At 67.0% G+C, this 4016-nt stretch carries 3 protein-coding genes; 2 read left to right on the plus strand and 1 reads right to left on the minus strand.

Translation table 11 applies throughout. The features are described 5' to 3' along the window. Window positions 1-126 precede the first annotated feature (126 nt). A complete protein-coding gene (locus EN991_RS26215) occupies window positions 127-1728 on the plus strand; it encodes an FGGY-family carbohydrate kinase (RefSeq protein ID WP_127369855.1) in 1602 nt (533 codons plus the stop codon). A 140-nt stretch (window positions 1729-1868) separates the two neighbouring features. Beyond that, window positions 1869-2900, plus strand: coding sequence for a cupin domain-containing protein (locus EN991_RS26220; protein WP_082827445.1), 1032 nt, complete (start codon window positions 1869-1871; stop codon window positions 2898-2900). Between the two features lie 9 nt (window positions 2901-2909). Here EN991_RS26220 and EN991_RS26225 read toward each other — a convergent pair. Then, a partial coding sequence (locus EN991_RS26225; RefSeq protein ID WP_127369856.1) for a DNA polymerase IV occupies window positions 2910-4016 on the minus strand: 1107 nt, incomplete at its 5' end.

Consider the following 4016-nt stretch of genomic DNA (forward strand, 5'->3'; position numbering starts at 1 on the left):
GGGCAGTAGGATTGCTCTGCCGTTCAATGCCCGGGCCCGAGCCAAGCCACCATCCCCCTATTCCCGTACTGCCTTACTGCCTTACTGCCCTACTGCCCTACTGCCCTAAACCGAAGGTTTCCCCCAATGTCCCACTTCCTCGGCATCGACGTCGGCACCGGCAGCGCGCGGGCCGGGGTGTTCGACCACACGGGAAACCTGCTTGCCTCGGCCAAACGGGACATCGAGGTCTGGCGCGAGGCCGGCGACATTGTCGAGCAGTCGAGCAACGACATCTGGCGGGCGGTTTGCGCGGCCACGCGTGAAGCGGTCGCGCAATCGGGCGTGGCGCCCGAGGCGATCGCCGGCATCGGCTTCGACGCCACCTGTTCGCTGGTGGTGCTGGGCGAGGGCGGCGTGCCGCTGCCGGTAAGCAAGTCCGCCAATCCGGAACGCAACATCATCGTCTGGATGGATCATCGCGCGGTCGAGCAGACGCGCCGCATCAATCGCAGTGGCGAGGCGGTGTTGAACTACGTCGGCGGCGTCATCTCGCCGGAGATGGAAACGCCGAAACTCCTGTGGCTGGCCGAAAACCTGCCCGCCACTTTCGACGCCGCCTGGCAGTTCATGGACCTCGCCGATTTCCTCACCTGGCGGGCGACCGGCAGCCTTGCCCGTTCGGTCTGCACGGTGACCTGCAAATGGACCTATCTGGCGCATGAGAGCCGCTGGGACGAGACGTATTTCCGCAAGATCGGCCTCGGCGCGCTGGCCGACGAGGCATTCGCGCGCATCGGCACCGAGATCGTGCCGGCCGGTGCCGCACTCGGCGGCGGATTGACCGCGCAGGCAGCAGCAGACCTTGGTCTCAACCCCGGCACCGCGGTGGCGGCCGGACTGATCGACGCGCATGCCGGGGGCGTCGGCACGGTCGGCGCGCGCGGCGATTTCGGCAGCGTGCTGTCGCGCATGGCCTATGTTTTCGGCACCTCGGCCTGCACCATGTCGTCGACCGCCGAGCCGGCCTTCGTCGACGGTGTCTGGGGTCCGTATTTCTCGGCCATGGTGCCGGGCCTGTGGCTGAACGAGGGCGGCCAGTCGGCAGCTGGTGCTGCGATTGATCATCTGGTGCGCATGCACCCTGCAGCCGGCGAAGCGACCGCCAAAGCGCAAGCCGAGGGGCTCAGCCTCAGCGCCTGGCTGTCGCTGCAGGCGCAAAGCCGCAATGGAGCCGCGGCCACGCCGGCCCTGGTCGGCGGCATCCATGTCGTGCCGGAGTTCCTCGGCAACCGCGCGCCTTTCGCCGACCCGGACGCGCGCGCGCTGATTGCCGGGCTCGATCTCGACACCAGCCTCGACAGCCTGGTCGGGCTCTATGTCGCCGGGGTCTGCGGGCTGGGCTACGGCGCGCGCCAGATCGTGCGGGCCGAGCATGACAAGGGCATTCCCGTCGACACCATCGTGGTCAGTGGCGGCGCCGGCCAAAGCCCGCTGGTGCGCCAACTGCTGGCCGACACCACAGGCATGGTGGTGGTGGCCTCGACCTCGCCGGAACCGGTGCTGCTCGGCTCGGCGATGCTGGGCGCGGTCGCCGCCGGTGCCTACAAGGATCTGGCGGCGGCGATGGCCGGCATGTCGGAACTCGGCGAGGTCTATCATCCTGACCCTACGTTGGCCGGCTGGCATGCCAAACGCTTCGTGGCGTTCGAATTGCTGCAGCAGGCGGGCAAGGCCATCCGAGGCTGAAGCGCGCGGCTCCTGTCGAGCCATGTCAGGAGCGTAGCGAACACCGCTTGGCGGTTTAGCCGGAAGCTGGCAGCTTTGTTCTGTCGTGGACCCTCTAGCAGCACGCGACGAGGGCAGGGCGACAGGACCAGGAGGCCCTAATGGTGGACGAAGCTAAACCGCCGCTACCATTCGCATCGGATGAGGTGCCGTGGACGGAATGGTCCGACGTGCCACGCTTCGGCCTGCGCTACCGGCATTTGTCGCTGGCCGCCCTTGGCGAAAAACACCGTGTCGGCGTGGCAATCGAGGAGCTTCCGGCTGGCAAGCAGTCCTCGCCGGCGCATTACCATATTTTCGAGGAAGAGCATGTCTTCATCCTCGAAGGGGCGCTTACCGCGTATGTCGGCGACGCGGCCTATGCAATGAAGGCCGGCGACTACATCTGCTTTCCCGCCGGTGCCGCGGCGGGGCATTGCCTGATCAATACCAGCGACGCACTGTGCCGCTATGTCATCGTCGGCGAGCGCAACCCGAATGAAGTGGTCGTCTACACCGCCTCCAACAAGGTGCTGGTACGCGCCCTGGGCCGCCGCGCGATCTTCGATCTCGCTGCAAACCGAAGCTACTGGGACGGCGAGAACACCGGCCTTACCGCCGGCGATCCGCTGCCGTCGGATGTGACGGCCGGTGTCACCAAACCCCCAGCCGCGCCGATCCCGCCGATCGCCAGCGATGCTGTCGAATGGAAGGTCGAGGGCGAAGGTCCGCGGTTCGGCGGCCGGTCCAGGCACCTGACTTATGCCGCGCTGGGACGCTCCGACTATCATGTCGGCATGCTGATCGAAGCGCCGGCGCCCGGCATGCGCTTGGCGCCCCGGCACTATCACATGCTCGAAGAGGAGCATGCGCTGATCCTGGAAGGGGAGGTGACGCTGCTGCTTGGCGAGGAGCGCCACGAAATGAAAACCGGCGATTATGTCTGCTTTCCAGCCGGCCTGGCGGTCGGGCATTCCTTCCTCAACAGCGGCACGGGGCCGTGCCGTTACCTGATGATCGGCGAGAAAAATCCCAACGAGGTCTGCGTCTATCCAGATTCCAACAAGATGGCGGTCGACGCCTTGCGCCGGCGCGACGGCATTTTCGACATGGGAGCGGTGAGGCGGTACTGGGACGGCGAAGAGATGGAGTAGCCCCCGGCTTCACAGCTCCTTCTCCGCCAACTCCCTGAATTCGTCGGGAACCGAGCGCGCCGCCTCCAGCGCCACCGTGCCGTAGCCGACCGCCTGTTTGCCGAAACGCTCGCGGATCTTGTCGATGGCGCGGTCGGCGTCGAAGCGTGCTAGGCCCTTCTTCGTGCCGGGCCGGCGCCTCTCGTCGGCGAGGCCAAGCGGCAGGTCGAGCTGTAACTCGAAGCTTTCCTCAAGATGCGAGACCGAGATCGCCAGCAGCGAGATCGTTTTCTCCTGTGGATTGTCGGCAAGCAGGCCGCGCACCAGATCGCCGGCGATCTCGGCCAGCATCGCGGTCGCCGAGATCGGCTGGTCAAGCGTGATCGAGCGGGTGACGGCTCTGAGATCGGCAAAGCGCACGCGTACCGTCACCGTGCGGCCGGGCCTTGCCTTGGCGCGCAGCCGACTGGCGACGCGGTCGGCCAGATGCAGCAGTGTCGGCACGATGACCCGTGCCACAGCCGGCTTCTGGCCAAGCGCCGATTGGGCGCCGGCCGAATGCGCGCGGCGCTTCGTCTCCAGCTTTCGCGGGTCGCGGTTCCAGGACAGGGCGGCGAGCTTTTCGCCGGCGGCGGGACCGAGCAGGCGCGTCAGCGCGCCGCGATGCGTCCTGGCCAGTTGACCGATGGTCTCGACGCCGATCTCGGCCAGCCGCGCCCTGGTCGCCGGGCCGACGCCCCACATCAGTCCGACCGGCAGATCATGCAGGAAGGCGAGTTCCGTGCCGGGTTCGACGACCACCAGCCCGTCGGGTTTGGCGACCTGCGAGGCGATCTTGGCCAGATGCTTGGTGCGCGCCACGCCGATCGAGATCGGCAGGCCGAGTTCGGCCCGCACGCGGCGGCGGATGGTTGTCGCGATCTCCTGCGGCGAGCCGAACAGATGCGTGCAGCCGGCGACGTCGGCAAACGCCTCGTCGATGGAAATGCGCTCGACTACAGGCGTAAAATCGTCGAGCACCTTGATCGCCGCATCGCCCAGCCGCTGGTAATGGCTGAAATTGCCGCCGACGAAGATCAAATGCGGGCAGAGTTCGCGCGCCTTCGGCGTGCGTGGCGGCATGCCGGGGCGCAGGGC

It is taken from the genome of Mesorhizobium sp. M7A.F.Ca.US.005.03.2.1 (assembly GCF_003997795.1).
Lineage (GTDB): Bacteria > Pseudomonadota > Alphaproteobacteria > Rhizobiales > Rhizobiaceae > Mesorhizobium > Mesorhizobium ciceri.